The sequence below is a fragment of the Mucilaginibacter sp. P4_E8 genome, assembly GCF_056401495.1.
Genome location: NZ_JBFUJG010000010.1, coordinates 13,480 through 31,827, shown reverse-complemented (window position 1 = coordinate 31,827; position 18,348 = coordinate 13,480). Strand labels below are relative to the sequence as shown.

Below are 18,348 nucleotides of genomic sequence, written 5' to 3'. Positions count from 1 at the left end.
TATTTTATACTTTAATATGCTAAAACGTTTTTTACTTTAGTGTGAATTAGGCTTTTAGCGCAAATAAAAAAAACTATAAACCATTCTCCAGCCACACGGTAGCTTCCGCATTTGTTAATGTTAAAGAAGCGCCTGTCCCATCTATGGGATACAACATACAGGAAAAAGTAAGTTTAATTTTTAGTCCCTCTTCCCTTCCAATTTCAGCTGGTACCGAAGTTATGGATACAATATTAACACTGCCTGTTTGTGCTCCTCCTTTTGCACTTGTATATAATTTGCCCTGGCTATCTACATAAGTAATTGATACAAATTTGGCGTCGGCGGCATCATGATCTGTTCCAAAATTCCATGTGCCCGTTTTAACAAACGACTTGAAAACTACTGATTTATCATCATTAGGCAAGGCGTGAAACATGCCAATTTCAACCCCAAATTGTGGTTTAAACTCTTTAGAATCTGATAATAACGCGGTAAGGCTGCCTGTAATTTCGCCCTGGTCATTTGAAGTAGCCGAGGCTGATCCCGTAACCCAGCCATCAAAGCCATCAGTTTCCTGCCAGTTTAATGCCTGACCATTTAAAGTACCTTTCAAATAGTAATCTCCCGTACTTGCAGCGCTCGTATCTGGTTTGATATACCCAGGAATAGGGATAATTTTGGTTGGATAAATATCCGGATCTGGTTTACAGCTATTAATGGCCGTAAGTAAAAACAAAAAAGTAGCCGCCTTGTACAGGTTTTTCATACACACATTTATGATAAGGTTTTACCCGTACTAAAGATAATAATTGTTTAGGCTTATTGAAAAATATTAAAACTATTTAACGGTTGCGTTTGTATGCATAGCTGCAAACAAGGTAAGATATAGGTGAAAATGGGAAAAAGCGGGCGGAAATAGAGAAGTGACTTAGGAGGGCACCCACAGTATTTTTAAACTGCGGATGCCTGTATAATATATCATTAATTGCAATCACCATCGGGCGAACATGATTCGCCTTCAATTATGGTTAGTGCAGGTTTTTTGTTTTCCAGCTGCCATTCGGTAAATGATTTTTCAATTGTTTCCTGAAACACCGGAACGGCCTGTGCACCGGATATGCCGTATTTGTTGTTTAACACAAAGAACGGAACCCCTCTTATACCCAGATGCTGCGCTTGGGCAATATCATGTTTTACATCATCGGCATAGGTGCCGCTATCAAGCACCAGCTTCACTTCTTCGGCATCAAGACCTATTTCAGTACCAAGTTTAATAAGGGTATCCTGATCATCAATATTCAATCCATCGGTAAAATATGATTTGAATAGAGCTTCTTCAGCTTTATCACCAAGATTATGTTTCTTGGCCAGGTGACTAAATCTGTGGGCATTAAAACTATTGGCCACAATTGATCTGTCAAAATTATAGGTAAGACCAACTTCTGCAGCCATTTGGGTCACATGATCGTTCATTTGCTGGGCATAATCCAGTGTCCAGCCTTTTGCATCAGCAAGGTATTGCGTAATATTTGTGGTTGGATCAGTTTTCATATCAGGATTTAGCTGAAAGCTTTTCCACTCTATTTCTACCTGGTCCTGGTGTCCAAAATGCTGCAGAGCCTCTTCAAATCTTCGTTTACCAATGTAGCAGAAGGGGCACATCACATCAGACCATATTTCTATCTTCATGTTATTTCTTTTATTGATACACAAAACTAACATACCCGCGTGGCATCCCCGTAAGGGCAAAGTAAAATTCCCGGCAGCTTAAAATATTTGTACTTATAATATTTGTACACATGCCCATAAAACAATTGCTTTGTAAACCCCAACTACCATATATGATGACGAAAAGAAACTACCCGTGTTTTTGCCTTTTAACAGTACTTATCTGTTATAGTTTTACATCAGTTGCGCAGCAAAAGGCGAAGCCGGCTAACCTTAACGATAATAATTTGTTTAGTGCGGGTATTGCCTCCGCATTTATAGCCGGGCTGTATGATGCCTGGTATCCCTATAAACAGCTTAAACAGCATGGCGATTTTGGCCTAGGTGCGCCCGACCGTGTAGATGGCGAACTGTTAATATTTAAAGGCAATTTGTATAAAACGCAATATACCGGCAAAACTACCCAACTTGCTGATACCGGCAAAACACCTTATGCAATCGCTTGTTTCTTTCACCCTGTTAAGGTTTATAAACATAGCGGTACGCTAAACAAAGCTGCGTTTTACAGTTACCTGGATAGCTTGCTTACCAACCAAAACGGTATTTATGCTATACATATCAGCGGTAAATTTAAATTGGTTAAGGCCCGTGCGTTTCCGCCGGCAGATAAGCCTTATTTACCCCTTGCCGAGTTACTTGACAAGCAGCACTTTTTTGATCATGCCGATATGCAGGGCGATCTGGTAGGTTTCAGAATCCCTAAGTTTATGGAAGGCCCTCATATTGCCGGCTATCATTTTCATTTTTTATCGACCGATAAAGTGTTTGGAGGGCATGTGGTTGACCTGATTGCCGAAGACATTACCGTTGAAGTTGACCCCTTAAACAGTTTTACCATGGATATACCGCAAACAACTGATTTTAACAATTTCGATTTTAAAAAAGACCGCAAAGAAGAGATCAAAAGCGTAGAGAATGGTAAAAAGCAGTAGTGTTTAATAAAAGCGGGAAAAAGCTGGTTTACGCTCAAAAATAATTATGCTGTGTTCTTTCTTTGTAAAAGTAATTTTTAATAAATTCGAAATAATTATAAACCAGATTGTTATATTTATTGGTCGGTGCAAACCGGTAACCCCTAACTATTGATATGCCATACATACCATTGGACGAAAACCTGCCCGGAATTACAGGTTTATTGAACTATCGTCAGGATACTGCTTTTTACGGCCGACTTGCAGGCATACTTAAAACAAGTGGTTACCTGCCATCGCCAAACAGGTATGCTGCCTTAACCCCCGAAGCATGATGAAAGATTACAACAGAACGGGGATATTTTGGTGGGGCTTTATATTGTTGATAGTGCCGGGACTGGTGCACGCTTACCTGCTGATGCCTTTTCCGGGCAGCCAGGATCTGAACGCTATTACCGTATGCTATTATCTCGAAAAATTTGTTAATCCACTACGTATAGTGGGTGTCTTGCTTGTTGTTTGGTACCTGTTTAAATATTATGCAAAAAATTCAACAAAAGGCAAAATTGTAAAGGCAGTAGTGTTATTACTATGCATGGGCAGTTTTTACTTTACTGATATTGCATACAAAGCCGAAAGCATGTTTAAAGAAACAACGTCGGCAAAGTTTGCCAATGGTCTTACTAATAGAGTTCCGCTAAATTTTCTGGTGATCGGTGTAATAAACAATGGTGTTGCAAAAGCGTACCCGGTAGTTTATCTGGGCTATCATCATAAAGTGCAGGATCAGGTAGGTGAGGTGCCTGTTTTGGTAACTTATTGCACCATGTGCCGCACGGGCAGGGTATATAGTCCGGTTATAAACGGTGTAAAGCAAAATTTCAGACTGGTGGGCGCAAGGCATTATAATGCCATTATTGAAGATGAAAGCACCAAAACATGGTGGTACCAGGCTACTGGTAATGCCGCCGTTGGCGAGTTAAAAGGTAAGCAATTAAAGGAATTGCCTTATGAGCAATCAACCCTGGGCGCCTGGCTGCAAAAGCACCCAACATCGCTCATTATGCAGCCTGATAAATTGTATACTACTGATTATGCCGACCTGAAAAATTACGACCGCATACAAATAGTTGATCGCGATAGTACGCTTAAAAACAAAGATTCGCTGATCAAAAAAAGCTGGGTAATAGGTGTAATTGTAAATGGCCAGGCCCGGGCTTATGACTGGCGCCACCTGAATAACAAACGCCTGCTTAATGATGAACTTGACCACAGCTCCCTGCTGATAGGTATTGAAAAAGACAGCCTTACATACCATGCATGGAACAGTACTATAAAGGGTAAAACACTGCACTTTAACCTGGATAATAATGGCCTGCTTACCGATGAGGAAACAGCTTCGGTTTGGGACTGGGATGGTATATGCACATCTGGTCCGCAAAAGGGGCAGCAGTTAATCAAAATACAAGCTTATCAGGAGTACTGGCGTTCCTGGAAACATTTTCACCCATCAACAACGTTTTGGAAGGACGGAGGGGTAACAGAGTCTGAGCCTATGGCGGGTATTTATTGATTTTGATGCGGCTATGAGCGGTATTGGACTATGCCATAACCAGTGCAAAAGTAAAGGCACTACCCTTCAATAACAGCTATAATCTTACCAATATCGCTATCGGTAATCTGCTCATCTTCGGCTATGTTGGGGTAATATTTGTTTAGTATCTTTTTAATGATCAGGTAGCTTTCTATTGATTGAATAGGTGGATTGGCCAGCTCATTAATAATAGAGCCTACCATCTTGATCTTTTTCGCCTCGTATTGGTTCAGTACAAAATCAGAAGTCTTTTTTTTACGACTGAGCACAATCAAGTCATCAAGTTTCTTGATATCTTCAATCAAGTCCATCAGCTTTAATACTTCCACTTTTTTCATCGCGTCAAAATTAAACAAATATTTGCGCCACTAAATAACATTCAGTTAATATGTAAAAATAAATAACATAACTGTGCGCTTTAGCTTTAAATAAAGCCAAATTGTGGTGTTTTAAATAATTTATGCTTAATAGATTTTTAACAAAAAACACATTATCTTAGGTAAATAAAAACTCAATATGAAAAGAAAGATTTTTACTACTACGATGCTGGTAGGCTGTTTTATGGTTTGCCTTGCTGCTATTGCTGACCTTAATGGTAAATGGGCCGGAAAATTGGTTATGGGCGATGGTTCAGAATATCCTTTGCTGTATAATTTTAAGATAGACGGCGATAAATTAACCGGCACTGCTTTAACCCCCGAAGGTGATGTACAGATAGCCGCAGGTAAAACAGATGGTACCACTTTTTCATTCAATGTAACCACCAGTGGTATGGATATACCTCATACCGGTAAATTTTATGGCGACTCAACCGCTATTGACCTGGAGATCAATGGTTCAAAAATACACTCCGTATTAAAAAGACCAGAAGAAAAGAAATAATAAAAAGCCCTGTCTAAAGATCCTTTGGATGGGGCCAACTTTTTTGGAGCCCTCCCTGCCAGGGAGGGCTGGATTCCTTACTAATCGGTAAGGTTTTTTTATTTATCAAACTTTTTAAGAGGGCAATTGTATCTCCATAACAGCACGTTATTAGTTGCTGACAGCAAAGCCCCTTGCCATGAAAAAAAAGATAGTTGCAACTACCGCGTTAATCGTGTTTTTTGTAGTTTGTTTTGCCGCTGTGACCGACATAAACGGAAAGTGGACTGGTACGTTAAAACTTCCGGATAACAGTACCTTTGAGCTGAGCTATACCTTTAAAATAGACAGCGGCAAACTTACCGGAACCGCACATATGCCACAATGTGATGCAAACATTACTGATGGCATGATAAACGGCAATGACTTTTCATTTAACGTGCCCGTGCCCGATGGTAATGCCCCGCATACCGGTAAACTTTACCCAGACTCCATTAAGCTGCATATTGTTTATAAAGGCGAACACCTGAGTGCTGTATTAAAAAGGAGTAATTAATTTGTTTTTTATTTACCGTTGCATATTAAAAGCTTAGCTACTACCTTTGCGCCAACATGCTGCAACGTATTACAGCCTATTTACTCATCATTTCACTGGTTACAGTTAATTTCTCGCGTTTTTTTATTTATGCGGGTTTTGAACTGAACAGGAATTACATTGCCACCAAACTTTGCGAAAACCGGAATAGACCCTGGTTGCACTGTGATGGTAAATGCTATTTCGCGAAAAAGATAAAACAGGCAGAGGATAAGCAGGCCAGCGATGAAAGGCAATCGCAAAAGAGCCTCTTTCAGGAGGTTTATGTTATCAGTTCAACTGATATTAAATTCCACTCCAGCTTGTTGCAAATTATTGTAACCCCCTTTGATTGTACCTTACCGGTTAACCGTGTTGGTGCAGTTTTCCGCCCTCCGCAGTTAGGATAACCCCATTTTATTTTCCCGGATTTTATTTGATGGCTTTGTCGTATGCTTTTGCCTGGTGATTGTTTTGTCGTCATTGCAGATTTTCATCATATCATTGCGAGGAACGAAGCAATCTCACAGGACAGGTGACGAACATAAACGATGAGATTGCCGCGCTATCGCTCGCAATGACAAAGTAGTTAAAAAGCAATAAAGCTCAATGTCATCTCGAACGAGGTACGAGGAGAGATCTTATACACGATGCATATTAATCGTATAAGGTTTCTCGCTACGGTCGAATGACAGTGGTCATCATCAAACCAAAATCCCGGAAAACTCATATTCCTATACTAAATTTTATACCCGGAGCTATTGCTCCTGATGCTTTATACATGAAACTATATCTAATCCTATTAATACTTTTTTTATCCGTTTTAACCCCGGTTTTTGGTCAAACCACGTTGCAGGGTACTATAACAGATGCCAATACGCATGAGGCACTTGTGGGCGCATCTATCTGTAATGCCGATGTAGCAAATGGCACAAAACTGGCCACTACAAATGCAAAGGGGCGTTTTACTATAAATACGCAAGGCATTACCCGGCTTAAATTTGCCATGGTTGGCTATAATGCGCGCATTATTGAAGTTACAGCCTTAAAGGGGCAAAGCCTTGATGTAGCTTTAGAGCCTTCTACTGTCGACTTACAGCCTGTGGTAGTAACCGCCAGCAGAGAGGGCCAGGCCAGGCAGGATGCACCCATCGCCATCAGCAAAATAAATTCCACCCAAATAAAAGATACAAAAGCGACGGCATTGTACCAGTTATTAAACAAAGTAGCCGGCGTTTACATGGTTAATTTAGGTAACGAGCAGCACACTATGGCCATCCGTCAGCCTATTACCTATAACGCGCTTTACCTGTATATGGAGGATGGCTTACCTATCCGCCCTACGGGTATCTTTAACCATAACTCGCTGTATGAGATCAACATGACGGGTGTTAAGGATATCGAAGTGATCAAGGGTCCTGCATCATCGCTTTATGGCAGTAACTCTATTGGCGGCGCGGTTAACTTTATTACACAGGGCCCGCCATCGGGTTATGCCGGTAACGTCTCTGTTCAGGGTGATAACTACCATTACCGCCGGGTTGATGCGGATGGCGGTTTTAGTCAGGGTAAGTTTGGCCTGTATGTTGGCGGATACATAGCCCACCAGAAAGACAGCTGGCAAGATTACTCCGATTTTGATAAATACTCGGGCAATTTTAAAACCACTTATGATTTTAATGCCACTACCCGTTTAACCACAGCCGCGGCTTACAATTACCTCAACACACAAACCCCAGGCAGTTTGGATAGCGCCCGTTTTTATGATCGAAGTTATGGGTCAAACCAGCGTTTTACCTACCGTAAAGTAAAATCATTCAGGGCAAGCACCCGGTTAGATCATCAATGGAACGATAAGAATAGCACTTTTGTAACCTTGTTTTTCCGCGATAACTCCACCGCGCAACTGCCTAGCTATTATATATCAGATGTACGGGATAATACAGGGAAATACCTGAGTTCTAACGGACAGGTTAATGATCAAAAATTCCAAAGCTATGGCTTGCTGGCCCAGCACCGTGTTGATTTTGGTTTTCTGCATTCGCGCCTGATCGCAGGCGCTTATATGGACGATAGTCCGAGTTCATACTATGCTCAATACCTTAACATCAACAAAGATGTAMAGAACAACTACTATACAGGATTTACCAATACCGGCAAGTATATTGATGATTACAGGATTAAGTTATTTAACACCGCCGCTTATCTTCAATACGAAATAAAACCTGTTGAGGCCCTGCGCATTGTTGGCGGTTTGCGGTATGACCGGGTGCATTATGATTTTAGCAATGGTTTACCTGCTGGCCAAACCAAGTACAAACAACAGGAAACCAACAACTTTAATATTGTGGCCCCCAAACTGGGTTTAACGTATGACCTGGGACATAATAAAGGTTTATACGCCAATTACAGCGTGGGTTTCCAACCGCCAGAAACCGGCGACCTGTACAGCTCCCGCCAGTTAACCCCGTTAAAGCAAGCTACTTTTGATAACTACGAAGTAGGGGGCTGGTTTTCGGCCTTTGATAAAAAGCTGTACGTTGAGCTGAGCCTGTTTGATCTGGAAGGACATAACGAGATCATTAACCAGTTGTTGCCCGATAATACCACCCAGAACCAGAATGCAGGCGCTACCCGTCACCGGGGTATTGAATATGCTTTAACACTGGCGCCGGTTCATGAATTAACCTTCAGGTTTAGCGGTACCAACGCGAGGCATACCTATGTAGAATATAGCGAGGTTACTACCAATTACAGTACAGGCGCTAATACAGTGATCAGTTATAATGGTAAACGCATGAACAATGCCCCTGCATGGATAGCTAACTCCGAGCTTACCTATAAACCAATGTACGTGCCTGGTTTCAGAATAGCTACCGAGTGGCAGCATATTAACCAATATTATACCAATCCGGCCAATACCAAAACATATAGCGGGTATGATATTTACAACCTGCGTTTAGGGTACGATATCAAAAGCAGCGTGTTAAAGGGGGCGGGCATCTGGTTTAATGTACTTAACTTGACCAACAAATTATATGCTACCACGGTAACCAGTAATCAGTATGGCGATACTTATAACGCCGCGCCGCCGCGTACTTACACTTTAGGCATTAGTTACTCTTTTTCAAAATATTGATTATGGCATCACCAGCAGTAAAAAGTAAATTTTATAAATGGCACCGCGTAGTTGGTTTAATAGGCCTGGTACCGGTTATCTTTTGGACGTTGAGCGGCTTGTCGCACCCTTTTATGTCAAACTGGTTTAGGCCAGAGATTGCTAAAGAAGTGTTTAAACCTTTGTCGCAAAGCAGAATGAAATCAGCCTTATCTATTCAGCAAGTGATGGATAAGAACAACCTGCAGGAACTACGGAATTTTAATCTGGTAAATTTTAACAAAGGCACATTTTACCAGGTTTTGGGCCGGGATAGCGTGTACAAATATTACTCGGCTACCGATGGGGCATTACTGCCCAATGGCGACATTAGCTATGCAGAATACCTGGCCCGTTTTTTTACACAGGACTCTACATCTACCTTGAAAAGTATGGTATTACAAACCACGTTCGACGGGCAATACCAGCCTATTAACCACCTGCTGCCTGTATGGAAGGTGTCATTTAATCGCCCGGATGGGATGGATGTTTATATAGAAACAGGCCAAAGCCGCATGGGCACTTTTAATAATAATACCCGCAAAGCATTTTTGTGGGTGTTTGAGCAGTTCCACACCTGGCAGTTTTTGGCCGATATTGCCGGCGATACTTTTCGTAATGGATTCTTGTTGGTTATTATGTGCGTTCTGCTGTGCTCGCTGATCAGCGGGTTAACCATATATGGTTTGTTCTGGAAAAAGTTTAAAACCATACAGCAAAACCGTAAAGCCAATGGTACCGAAGACAAACGTTTTATTCATCGTTTTCACCGGCAGATCGGACTTATCGTGTCTTTTGTAATGTTAACATTTGTGATAAGTGGAGCGTTTCATTTATTTGTTAAGCTGTACAATAATGAGCCGGACAAGGCAGATTATGGGCAAGTGATCAGTCGCAAGCAGCTAGGTATATCTAATTTGAATTTGCCCATTGCAGATAGCACCGTTAGAAAAACAGGCATAGTAAGTTTTTATAACAACACGTATTACCAGGTGGTGGACAACAAAAAGCAGGTTTTATATTTTAATACCCTAACCGGTAAAGAACAGGAACTCGGCGACGAAGATTATGCCCGGTTTTTAAGTACCTACTATCATACCACCGCATCGGGTTTAAAAACCTATAAAGGCAGGGTTAAGGTAGATATGATTAAACAGTTTGATAACGAATACGGATTTATCAACAAGCGCCTGCCGGTTGAGCGTGTGGGTTACCCTAATGGCAATAACTGGTATATAGAAACCACCACATCCAAACTGGCCACCAAGGTGGCCGGTATCGACAGGGCCGAAGGACTATCCTTCATCTTCCTGCATAAATATTTCGGTATGACCTGGGCTGGTAAAGATATCCGCGACATAGTAAGTATGCTGGCCGCTTTAGGTGTGCTGGTGGTATCGCTGTTTGGGTTTGCCTCTTTTATTAAAAACAAATAACCATGAAAAGATCAATTATAATCCTGGCTTTAGCCATCATATCATTAAGCGCTTTTAACGCCTGTAGCAGTAATAACAAGGCAGACAAGGCCACAGAAAGTAAACAAAAGAAGGGCAAATACACCTGTACCATGCACCCTGATGTAAGTGCAGATAAACCCGGCGTTTGTCCCAAATGCGGCATGGAACTGGTAGAGCGGGATACTACGGAGGATAAGTAGAAATACTAATAATATAGTCATGCCGAACTTGTTTCGGCATCCCACATGCAGGTTAACTATTATGCTATCCACTTGTCCTGTGGGATGCTGAAACAAGTTCAGCATGACAAAGTGTGTCGGGAGTTTGTTAGACTTACGAAGTTTTTAAAACTTCGTAAGTCTTCTATCTTATCTCTTGATTCTTACTTCTTGTCTCTTTCAACTATTTCTTCCTCAACAGCGTGGTATGCGCTTTTGTACCATTAACCGCAATATCAACGCCAACAGAATCGTCATAGAATTTACCGGTGTGCTCAATCTCCATATTGCCAAGCATAACGGTAAATTTAAAGTCGGTACCGGTTACTTTACCATCGTCAATGGGCAGGTCGCCTTTGGGTGTTTTGGCGGTGCCGGTTAACTTATCGCCATCAACCTTAAAATTATAAAGCAGGGGATACACTTCGCCGGTATCGGTTTTCAGGGTACCTGTCCACATGCCCGAAAAATCGGCAATAGCTGCAAAACTGGCTAAAAAGCAGCAAATTAACAGTGCTGATGTTAAAAATGTTCTTTTCATGAGAGTCGTTTTTTCAATAACTAAAAGTAAGATCCCTATTAAAACTAATCATGAACAGCAGGTTAAGTTTACTGGCTGATATCGGCTTGCTCGTAAACCGGTATCAAAGGCAATGATCTTAAGAATGCACAGATCATCGACTTACAGTTGTATTGCAATAAGCGTGCCTGTTCGGGTGTTCGCTTTTTGTGAGGGCTGAAAACCCGAACACTCCCGAGTAATTACTGAAAATAATTGTAAAATACACACTTCATATATTTCCGAAAAATGTAACTTTAACACTTCATGCTTTAGCCAATTATGAAAAAGAAGGTCTGTCTATTAATAATAGTATGCTGCAGTTTTGGGGTTTTTGCACAAAAACAGCAAGATTACCCCATTCAGCCGGTTCCGTTTACCAGCGTAAAACTTACCGATCATTTTTGGACGTCGCGCATTGAAACTAACCGCACGGCAACCATTCCGGCATCATTTGCACGTTGTGTAAGTACCGGTCGGGTAAAAAATTTCGAGATGGCTGCTGCCCGTTCGGGTAAATTTTGCACTACTTATCCTTTTGATGACACCGATATTTATAAAACCATAGAAGGAGCTTCCTATTCTTTAGCTGTTCATCCCGATAAAAAACTGGAACTATACCTTGATTCGCTGATCACTATTGTAGGTAAAGCCCAGGAGCCAGATGGCTACCTGTACACCGCGCGCACCATTGACCCATTGCACCCGCAAGCCTGGGCTGGCCCGGAGCGCTGGGTTAACGAGCAGAATATGAGCCATGAGCTGTATAACTGCGGTCACATGTTTGAGGCCGCGGCGGCGCATTTTATGGCTACCGGCAAACGTAATTTTCTGAACATAGCCCTTAAAAATGCCGACCTGCTGGTACGCACTTTCGGACCCGGCAAAAGACAGGTAGCGCCCGGTCATGAAATTGTGGAAATGGGTTTGGTGCGCCTGTACCGCATCAGTGGTAAAAAGGAGTACCTTGACCTGGCCAAATTTTTTATTGATGCCCGCGGTAAAAAAGATTATAACAAGAAAAGCAAGAACCCATTTGAAAACGGCATTTACTGGCAGGACAACACTCCTGTTGTTAACCAGGATGAAGCCGAGGGTCATGCCGTAAGAGCTATGTACCTGTACTCGGGTATGGCCGATGTAGCTGCCCTTACCGGCGATAAAGAATACCTTGCCGCCATTGATAAGATATGGGATAACATGGTAAGCAAAAAAATATATGTGCAGGGTAGTATAGGTGCCGTTGGCGATGGCGAGCGCTTTGGCGATAATTACGAGTTGCCCAACACCACTGCTTATAATGAAACCTGTGCAGCCATAGGCAATGTGTTTTGGAACCAGCGCATGTTTTTACTGCATGGTGATTCAAAATATATCGACCTATTGGAAAAAACCTTGTATAACGGACTAATATCGGGCGTAGGGCTTGATGGTAAATCATTTTTTTACACCAATGCCATGCAGATCAGGGATAGTTTTACCCATCCCGATATTGAGCGTGAGCGCTCGGGCTGGTTTACCTGTTCGTGTTGCCCTACCAATGTTGTGCGCTTGCTGCCTTCCATTCCGGGTTATATGTATGCGCAAAACGGTAAGGATGTTTATGTGAACCTGTTCATCAGTGGTTCAGGAAATTTTAAGGTAAATAATAAAGAAGTTAAAATTACCCAGCAAAATAATTATCCCTGGGATGGCGCTTTGGCGTTTACCATTGACCCGGCTTCGGCTTTGGATATGAACCTCAGGATTCGCATACCGGGTTGGGCACAGGATAAGGCTATTCCATCTGATCTGTATGCCTATGAAAAACCATCGGCACAAAAAATTGAAATAAAAGTGAACGGGAAAGCGGTTGATTACCAGATGCAGAATGGCTATGCAGTTATCAGCAAAAAGTGGAAAAAGAACGATCGTGTTGAGCTTAATTTGCCTATGGATGTGCAAAGAGTAGTAGCCAATGATAAACTAAAGGACGATAACGGTAAGATTGCCATACAACGCGGCCCCATCATGTATTGTGCCGAATGGAAGGATAATGCAGGCAAGCCCAGCAGCTTTATTGTTGCTAAAGATGTTGTTTTTACCCCATCGTATAATGCCGATCTGCTAAACGGGGTTACCGTTTTAAAGGCCGAAGTGAAAAGCATCCAGGTTGATGAGGCCGGCCAAAATGTAACTACCACCAACAGTACTTTAACCGCTATTCCATATTATTCGTGGGCCAATCGTGGTAAGGGCGAAATGACCGTTTGGTTCCCGGAGCAAGTTAAGTATATTGATATCCTATCTAAATAAATCAACGCTGAATGAGAAAATTATTTGTACTGACCTTGCTGGCTGCCATTTTTTTTAAAGCAGCCGCACAGGATGTTCCACTAAATAAAGGTTGGAAATTAGCCGTAGGCGATTCGGTACAATGGTCGTCGCCAACCTATAACGACCAGCATTGGGCAACTGTAAATGTAACCCAAAGCTGGGAGCAGGAAGGACACCCTGACTATAATGGTTTTGGCTGGTATCGCATCCATGTGGTTATCCCGTCATCGTTAAAAGAAAAAGCGTTTTTAAAGGATAGCCTGCGTATTAACCTGGGCAGTGTTGATGACAACGATGAAGTTTACCTCAACGGCAAGTTGATAGGCAGATTCGGCGGTAAAACCGGCGATATTGTAAAGGGGGCGTTTTATGGCCCGCGTACTTATACTATAGCTGCAAATAATCCTGCTATTTTATGGGATAAGGAAAACGTTTTGGCTGTGCGTATATATGATACCGGCGGCGATGGTGGTATATATGGCACTAACTTTAGCATAGGCATGGCCGATGTGATGGATCATGTAAGTGTTAACACCGAAGCCGATTTTAATTATGGCGAGCGTAACAGCCTGAGCAAATCTATCAGGCTGATTACCAGCAACCATTATGATTATAAGGGTAAACTGGCATTCAAGGTTACCGATCCTGAAACCAACGCGGTTTTATACGAGAAAACTAACGACGCTGCATTTACCGGCGGCAAGCCATTTACCTACACATTTGAGATAGCCCGGCTGGAGAAAAAGTCATACGCTATTACCTATACTTTTACCGATGAAAAATCTGGTAAAGTACTCACACAAACCGAAACAACGCCTTACCTATTAACACCTTATCCATCGGCAAAGCCAAAAATAAATGGTGCCGATGTTTTTGGCGCGCGGCCGGGTAACCCGTTTTTGTACCTGATACCCGCAACCGGCAAAAAACCGCTGGTGTATAAGGCTCAGGGTTTGCCCGATGGCTTAAAACTGGATGCGGCCACAGGTATCATTACCGGTACCGTAGCCCAGAAAGGTACGTACCCGGTAACATTTACGGTAAGCAATAAACTTGGTAGTAAAACAAAAGAGTTTACTATTGTTATTGGCGATAAAATAGGCTTAACACCTGCCCTGGGCTGGAACAGCTGGAACGCCTGGGGATTAAGCGTTGATGATAAAAAGGTACGCATATCAGCCAAAGCAATGGCCGATAGATTTAGCGCGCACGGTTGGGCCTATATCAATATTGATGATGGCTGGGAAGCAGAGCAGCGTTTGCCCGATGGTAAAATTGCCACGAACAGCAAATTTCCGGATATGAAGGGACTTACCGACTATGTACATGGTTTAGGTTTACGCATGGGGATTTATTCGTCGCCGGGGCCGCGTACTTGCGGTGGCTTTTTAGGCAGTTGGCAGCATGAAGAGCAGGATGCGCAAACTTATGGCGATTGGGGTATTGATTATTTAAAATATGACTGGTGTGCTTATTCGGAAGTTACTCCACCCAACCCTGATTTGCCTGCTTTGAAAAAACCTTACCAGGTAATGCGTGGCGCGTTGGATAAAATAAATCGCGACATCATGTATAGTCTTTGCCAATATGGCTGGGGAAACGTATGGGAGTGGGGCGCCGAAGTTGGCGGTAACAGCTGGCGTACTACCGGCGATATTCAGGATACGTGGCGGAGTTTATCGTCCATTGGCTTTAACCAGGATAAGGCGGCACCTTTTTCGCAGCCCGGTCATTTTAACGATCCCGATATGTTGGTTGTAGGAAAAGTAGGATGGGGGCCAAGCCTGCACAACACCCACCTTACCTATGACGAGCAATACACGCATATCAGTTTGTGGAGCCTGCTGTCGTCACCATTATTAATAGGTTGCGATATGGGCCACCTGGATAGCTTTACGCTTAGTTTGCTTACCAATGATGAAGTGCTTGCTATTGATCAGGATGCTTTAGGTAAAGGAGCAGCCCGGTACATAAAGAATGATAATTATCAGATTTGGGTAAAGGAACTTAAAGATGGTGGCAAAGCCATTGGTTTATTTAACATGTCAGATAAATATCAAACCATCAGCCTTGATAAAAACGACCCTGCATTAAAGGGTTTTACCAAATTCAGGGATGTATGGCAACAAAAATATATTGTAACAACAGGTAAAACTTTCAGCGCCAAAGTGGCCCCGCATGGGGTAATGCTGGTTAGGATAGAGAAATAGGATTAAAGTTCAGCTTTTTAATTTGTTATCCTGAGATGTAGAATTCGGAAAACGCTGAAGAAAGAAATAACTTGTCGGTCTATGCCTCATCGGGGTACCGTGTTTATAGTAATTATTAAAGTAAGTTATCAGCTCCATGGGAGCTTCCTATAGCGTTACTGCCATTTGATCAGGAAGCTCCTATGGAGCTAAACCTCGTTATGGTTACACTATAAACACGGTACCCGATGGGGTGTACTGTGCTTCACTCCGTTCAGCATGACAAAATCGATGGGTTAAAAAGAAAATCCTGTGAATTTTTTAATCCGGGGAATCAAGGTTCAGACAACCTTACTCCGGGGTTTCGTAATAATAAATGGGTGCAAATACACCTTCGCTGGTAGTATAATAGCCTTTACCATCAGGTGTAAATCCTATTGCTTCGCCTTGTTTTTCCGCTTTATAGGATAGTTCCTCCGGTTTTCTTATCATGGTAGCCCAAATATGCTCATGAGGCTGGCGGCGCCAGTAATAAACCTTTTCATAGCTTTTTAGCAATACCTGTTGCCCGTCTTTTGATATATCACCAGCGGTTATCCATTTAAACGGCCTGAAACCCGGAAAAAACAGGCTGGCACGTTTAGTAAGGATAAGCGTATCCTTAGCTGCTGCTTTTAGCGGTGCTGTGTAAACATTTACCGTATCACCGCGTTTGGTAACAATATAAAACAGTTTTTCTATAGGGTCAACCATCAGGGTTTCCGCGTCTTTGGCGCCATCAGGGTACTTTAAATTGATAGGCTCCGCTGTGACGTTGCTCAGGCTGTCAGTAGCCCATGATTTTTGTTCAGGAATACGATAAATAGTAATATAGCTCCACCAACCATTATTATCCCCAATATCACCTATGTAAACATAACTTTTTCCTTTAACAGGGCCCGGACCTACAGCTATATCTTCGCAATCATGCACACCTAAAATTCTATGTTCACCTTTAAAATAAATAGTAGTTTTTAATTTACCATTGGGATTTATAGCAAAAAAACGGCTGGTGTCGCCACTGTCGTTGTGTACATAATAAATATCAGGATTGATGGATGATGCAGCTATACCGGATGTTTCACTCATTTGTTTGCTGTTGAGCGTACCAGATTGCACCGTTTTGTCAAATAGCCTGTGCTTGGCAAAGGCTCCCATAAAAATCAGGGTAATTAACGGTACAATTAATTTTAATTTTTTTGATCTGCTCATCTTATTTGTTGCAAATAATAACGCAAATTAACCAAAATAGTATGAAGATCGCATTAATTAAATGGTTTTATTGTGTTAATGATGAGGGTTTTGACACACTAATTACTTATAAAAACGCTTGATTACCTGGTTAAATATAACCCTGTTTTCATGCAGATTCAAACGCCAGTAAAAGCGCGTTCTGCTGAAAGATTTCGCCGGGGGTACGATAGTCAGCAAGGTTAAGTTCCTGTACATACCGGCAATTGCAGGTATGTCCGGGAGCAATAAAAACAGGCATATCAAAACCTAACTGCTGGTAATAGGGTGGTATAAACGCCTGCACCGGCAGGTTGTTTGCTGTAGCTATAATGGCAGGAGTTAATTTTTTTAAAGGTTTTAGCAAGAGTTTAACTTCACAAACCTTAAAATCGTCATAAAATGGTATCCATCTACTCACATTATCAACAGTAACCAGTATAGCACTTTGTTTGGTGCCTGCAAGGGTGCCAATAGTTATTTCATTATTTAAAAGGCTGTTGATCATCACCTGTTGTCCTATATAACGGCTAAATATAATGAGCTGGTCTGTAACGCAAAGTAAATCCATAATACTAAAAATATTAGCAATTATAATGAATTTTGTATTGATTTTTATAGCTGTTAATAATTTTTTTAAGGAGGGTTTGAGGGTAGTAATTAAAAAATATCCTGGTTGTGCGGCTTCCGCTCAAACTTCTGGAAAGGGATTTTAACGGCACCTATAAAATTGGCATTTAGCTTTTCGTCCATATGGGTATCAATGCCGAAAACAGTTTCCTCTTTGCTTAATTGCCCATAAGTGCCAAATAGCCTATCCCAAATGCTTAGTACATCGCCATAATTGCAATCGGTATAAGGCAACTGGTAATGATGATGAACATGATGCAGATTAGGGGTAATAAATACCAGCGCTACAATTTTATTAGCTCTTTCGGGCAACCTGAATTCGGTATGGGCAACAATATTTGAAAACGACTGGAAGGTTTGCCGTAAAATTAAAACACCAATGGCGGGGCCGCAAATAAATACCCATAACATCAGGAAGCAAGTTCGTATGCAGGTTTCACAGGGATGTTCCCTTGTAGTGGTTGATACATCAACCTTAAGATCGCTGTGGTGAACCAGGTGAAATTTCCACAATGGTTCTGCTTTGTGCATGGTAACATGATAAATATATTCGCAAAGGTCAAGCAAAATAAACAAACTGATATAATACACCCAGCGGTTATAATGATAGGGGATAAAGGTAATAAGTCCCCAATGATGGGCCGTAACCCATGCTGATATTAAAACAACAAAGGTGGTTAATAATAGCTGTATAGGTAATGCGGTAAAAATAAATAAAGTATTCACAACAGAGTGTTTCCATTTATTTCTGATACTTTCAACTGATGCCATCATTTCGGCAAACCATAGTCCGGTTATAATACCCGCGTATAAAATTACCTGTGTAAGATCTTCGTGATGAGAAAAAAAAGAGCGCAGCTCGGCCATAGTTTAATTAATAGGGAACTAAAGATAGTGTATTTC

The 18,348-nt window shown here is 41.8% G+C and carries 18 protein-coding genes; 11 read left to right on the top strand and 7 right to left on the bottom strand.

All coding sequences use genetic code 11. From position 1 onward, the window contains the following. Positions 1 to 73: 73 nt before the first annotated feature. Together AC1DRQ_RS06395 and AC1DRQ_RS06390 are read right to left on the bottom strand one after the other, a co-directional pair. Positions 74 to 748: a hypothetical protein gene (locus AC1DRQ_RS06395; protein WP_429398409.1), complete on the bottom strand. Its 675-nt coding sequence runs from the start codon at positions 746 to 748 to the stop codon at positions 74 to 76. 215 nt (positions 749 to 963) lie between these two features. After that, entirely contained in the window at positions 964 to 1,671 is a 708-nt protein-coding gene (locus tag AC1DRQ_RS06390) for a DsbA family oxidoreductase (RefSeq protein ID WP_477422982.1), read from the bottom strand. A gap of 152 nt (positions 1,672 to 1,823) precedes the next feature. Here AC1DRQ_RS06390 and budA point away from each other — a divergent pair, with 152 nt between their 5' ends. From budA to AC1DRQ_RS06375, 3 genes are all read left to right on the top strand, one after another. Continuing rightward, entirely contained in the window at positions 1,824 to 2,642 is an 819-nt protein-coding gene (gene budA, locus AC1DRQ_RS06385) for an acetolactate decarboxylase (RefSeq protein ID WP_477422981.1), read from the top strand. A gap of 155 nt (positions 2,643 to 2,797) precedes the next feature. Continuing rightward, the gene (locus AC1DRQ_RS06380; protein WP_477422980.1) at positions 2,798 to 2,956 is read left to right on the top strand and encodes a hypothetical protein; all 159 of its coding nucleotides are present in this window, start codon (positions 2,798 to 2,800) and stop codon (positions 2,954 to 2,956) included. Next, positions 2,953 to 4,194, top strand: coding sequence for a DUF3179 domain-containing (seleno)protein (locus AC1DRQ_RS06375; protein ID WP_477422979.1), 1,242 nt, complete (start codon positions 2,953 to 2,955; stop codon positions 4,192 to 4,194). Before AC1DRQ_RS06380 ends, AC1DRQ_RS06375 begins: the two co-directional genes overlap by 4 nt. Before the next feature lie 59 nt (positions 4,195 to 4,253). Here AC1DRQ_RS06375 and AC1DRQ_RS06370 read toward each other — a convergent pair whose 3' ends face one another. Beyond that, positions 4,254 to 4,553, bottom strand: coding sequence for a hypothetical protein (locus tag AC1DRQ_RS06370; RefSeq protein WP_477422978.1), 300 nt, complete (start codon positions 4,551 to 4,553; stop codon positions 4,254 to 4,256). A gap of 178 nt (positions 4,554 to 4,731) precedes the next feature. Between AC1DRQ_RS06370 and AC1DRQ_RS06365 the strand changes: the two genes are divergently transcribed. The 6 genes from AC1DRQ_RS06365 to AC1DRQ_RS06340 all read left to right on the top strand — a co-directional run bounded on the left by AC1DRQ_RS06365 (position 4,732) and on the right by AC1DRQ_RS06340 (position 10,464). Further along, a complete protein-coding gene (locus AC1DRQ_RS06365) occupies positions 4,732 to 5,097 on the top strand; it encodes a hypothetical protein (protein ID WP_429398398.1) in 366 nt (121 codons plus the stop codon). Between the two features lie 178 nt (positions 5,098 to 5,275). Then, complete coding sequence (locus AC1DRQ_RS06360; RefSeq protein ID WP_477422976.1) at positions 5,276 to 5,632, top strand: hypothetical protein; 357 nt, start codon at positions 5,276 to 5,278, stop codon at positions 5,630 to 5,632. Positions 5,633 to 5,688: 56 nt separating this feature from the next. Further along, positions 5,689 to 6,060 carry a hypothetical protein gene (locus AC1DRQ_RS06355; protein WP_429398394.1) on the top strand — a complete coding sequence of 124 codons (372 nt, stop codon included), beginning with the start codon at positions 5,689 to 5,691 and terminating at the stop codon, positions 6,058 to 6,060. 371 nt (positions 6,061 to 6,431) lie between these two features. Then, positions 6,432 to 8,789, top strand: coding sequence for a TonB-dependent receptor (locus tag AC1DRQ_RS06350; protein ID WP_477422974.1), 2,358 nt, complete (start codon positions 6,432 to 6,434; stop codon positions 8,787 to 8,789). A gap of 2 nt (positions 8,790 to 8,791) precedes the next feature. Beyond that, the gene (locus tag AC1DRQ_RS06345) at positions 8,792 to 10,243 is read left to right on the top strand and encodes a PepSY domain-containing protein (protein WP_477422973.1); all 1,452 of its coding nucleotides are present in this window, start codon (positions 8,792 to 8,794) and stop codon (positions 10,241 to 10,243) included. A gap of 2 nt (positions 10,244 to 10,245) precedes the next feature. Further along, a complete protein-coding gene (locus AC1DRQ_RS06340) occupies positions 10,246 to 10,464 on the top strand; it encodes a heavy metal-binding domain-containing protein (protein ID WP_477422971.1) in 219 nt (72 codons plus the stop codon). 202 nt (positions 10,465 to 10,666) lie between these two features. Here AC1DRQ_RS06340 and AC1DRQ_RS06335 read toward each other — a convergent pair whose 3' ends face one another. Then, on the bottom strand, positions 10,667 to 11,023 hold the full coding sequence (locus AC1DRQ_RS06335) for a hypothetical protein (protein ID WP_429398387.1): 357 nt from the start codon (positions 11,021 to 11,023) through the stop codon (positions 10,667 to 10,669). A 300-nt stretch (positions 11,024 to 11,323) separates the two neighbouring features. Between AC1DRQ_RS06335 and AC1DRQ_RS06330 the strand changes: the two genes are divergently transcribed. Both AC1DRQ_RS06330 and AC1DRQ_RS06325 read left to right on the top strand, forming a co-directional pair. Then, positions 11,324 to 13,336, top strand: a complete 2,013-nt coding sequence (locus AC1DRQ_RS06330) for a glycoside hydrolase family 127 protein (RefSeq protein ID WP_477422969.1) — start codon at positions 11,324 to 11,326, stop codon at positions 13,334 to 13,336. A gap of 11 nt (positions 13,337 to 13,347) precedes the next feature. Next, the gene (locus AC1DRQ_RS06325) at positions 13,348 to 15,567 is read left to right on the top strand and encodes a putative Ig domain-containing protein (protein WP_477422968.1); all 2,220 of its coding nucleotides are present in this window, start codon (positions 13,348 to 13,350) and stop codon (positions 15,565 to 15,567) included. Positions 15,568 to 15,897: 330 nt separating this feature from the next. Here the strand turns inward: AC1DRQ_RS06325 and AC1DRQ_RS06320 are convergent, their stop codons facing one another. The 3 genes from AC1DRQ_RS06320 to AC1DRQ_RS06310 all read right to left on the bottom strand — a co-directional run bounded on the left by AC1DRQ_RS06320 (position 15,898) and on the right by AC1DRQ_RS06310 (position 18,312). Further along, entirely contained in the window at positions 15,898 to 16,797 is a 900-nt protein-coding gene (locus tag AC1DRQ_RS06320; RefSeq protein WP_477422967.1) for a hypothetical protein, read from the bottom strand. A 148-nt stretch (positions 16,798 to 16,945) separates the two neighbouring features. Next, positions 16,946 to 17,386, bottom strand: coding sequence for a hypothetical protein (locus AC1DRQ_RS06315; RefSeq protein ID WP_477422965.1), 441 nt, complete (start codon positions 17,384 to 17,386; stop codon positions 16,946 to 16,948). A gap of 89 nt (positions 17,387 to 17,475) precedes the next feature. Further along, positions 17,476 to 18,312: a sterol desaturase family protein gene (locus AC1DRQ_RS06310; protein WP_477422963.1), complete on the bottom strand. Its 837-nt coding sequence runs from the start codon at positions 18,310 to 18,312 to the stop codon at positions 17,476 to 17,478. Between the last annotated feature and the right edge of the window lie 36 nt (positions 18,313 to 18,348).